Genomic DNA, 1630 nt, shown 5'->3' on the forward strand with positions numbered 1-1630 from the left:
ACCTCGCTAACCAGTTGCCTGAGTCGCTTTGCGGTCGCTTGCGGTGTTGCATCGCCAAACAGCATCTGCTCGTCGGGGAAAGTCGGCAATGCGATGTCGGTGGCGGCAAGGGCTTCGACGATCGCTGCCTGTGCATCCTCGCGATTGCGCCAAAGCCGCGGCCGGTAGTTGGGATCGAAGGCGACAAGTGAACCGGCCGAGCGCGCCTTGGCGACAGCCGCCAGCAATACGGCGCGCGCGGCCTCATCCAGAATTGCCAAAGTGATTCCGGAAAAATAGACAAGCGCCTGATTTACCAGGTTTTCCGACAATGCAACCGGGTCTGAGGCGAGCTGCCGCGCGGCGGCGTCGCCGCGCCAGTAGGTGAAGGAACGCTCGGCCCCGGTCAGCGTGATGGCATAGAGGCCAGGCCGTGCGCCCGCTATGATCGGGCTGGAGCCGATGCCGATGCCGTTCTGGCCTAAGAAATCGATCTGGGCTTGCGAGAACGGATCGTCGCCGAAGGCCGAGACATAGGTTGCCGGCCGCTCAGTGCTCAGCGCGTGCAGCGCCCACAGCGTGTTGAACGTGTCGCCGGCAAAGCCCATGCGCCAGTTCGGTCCGGTCTGGCCCGACAGTTCGAGCATGCATTCGCCGATCGAGGCGACGCCGGTTCCCGCCATCTACAATCCTCCAGTGCTTCCCGGTGCTGTAGCTTTTTGCCATCGGCAGCGCCATGCTTGGCAAGCAGGGTTTTTTCCGCCACAGCGTTTTCCCACAGGCTGGCGGGATGCGATCCGTTCGGCAGAGCGTTGTCTGCAGAAGAGGAACCGGTTTGGCATCGATATGGCGTTATCTTCTGGCGGGTCTTGGTCTGGCTGCCTTGCTGGTCGGCATTCTCGCGGTCGTCTTCCTGACGGCGCCGCGTTCGTCGCTGCCAGCCGGCCCGGATGTCGCGCGGACGAAGAAAACCGACAACGGGCTGTACGTGGCGAGTTTCGTGCCGGAACGGGGCGTGGTGCGGCAGGGCGAACTGGAATCCTGGCTGCTGACCCTGAAGACAAAGACAGGGGCTTCGGTGGAGCGCGCCGCGATCGCCATCTCCGGCGGCATGCCGCAACACAATCACGGCCTGCCGACCAGCCCGCAGGTCACCGATTACCTGGGCGAAGGCCGTTACCGCATCGAGGGGCTGAAATTCACCATGAGCGGCTGGTGGCAACTTCGTTTCGCCATCTCATCCGGCGCCGGCTCCGATACCGTACTGTTCAACGTGGTGCTGTGAGCGATCGATGAAGCGCCTTTTCCGCTTTCTGGCGCTGATGGTCGCCGTCGTCCTCGTGGGCTGCGGCAAGCCTGATTTTTCCGACGCAGAAAAGAAGACTATCGCTTCGCTGGCGCTGTCGTCGCTGCCGGCGCTCAAGGCCGACACCACCAATCGTTTTGCCGACGTGCCGGCCGCCGCCGCACTCGGCTCGACGCTGTTCTTCGATCAGGGCATGAGCGGTGACGGGTCGGTATCCTGTTCGACCTGCCACAAGATCGACCGCCAGTTCCAGGACGACCTGCCGCAGGCGGTCGGCGTCGGCCACACCAACCGGCGCACCATGCCGCTGGCCGGCGTGGCGCACGATCCCTGGTTCTTCTGGGA

3 protein-coding genes are annotated in these 1630 nt (G+C 63.7%); 2 read left to right on the forward strand and 1 reads right to left on the reverse strand.

Annotation, left to right across the window (positions count from 1 at the left end):
- Positions 1 to 662, reverse strand: a 662-nt coding sequence (locus ENZ74_RS31220) for a sugar kinase (protein WP_164761365.1), incomplete at its 3' end; no start/stop codon positions are given.
- A gap of 152 nt (positions 663 to 814) precedes the next feature.
- On the opposite strand from ENZ74_RS31220, the gene ENZ74_RS31225 reads away from it, so the two are divergent.
- Positions 815 to 1264, forward strand: coding sequence for a FixH family protein (locus ENZ74_RS31225; protein WP_024503807.1), 450 nt, complete (start codon positions 815 to 817; stop codon positions 1262 to 1264).
- A 7-nt stretch (positions 1265 to 1271) separates the two neighbouring features.
- Positions 1272 to 1630: cytochrome c peroxidase (locus ENZ74_RS31230; RefSeq protein ID WP_281059754.1), on the forward strand; the 359-nt coding region annotated here is incomplete at its 3' end.

It is taken from the genome of Mesorhizobium sp. M7A.F.Ca.CA.002.15.2.1, assembly GCF_003998715.1.
GTDB classification, from domain to species: Bacteria; Pseudomonadota; Alphaproteobacteria; order Rhizobiales; family Rhizobiaceae; genus Mesorhizobium; species Mesorhizobium ciceri.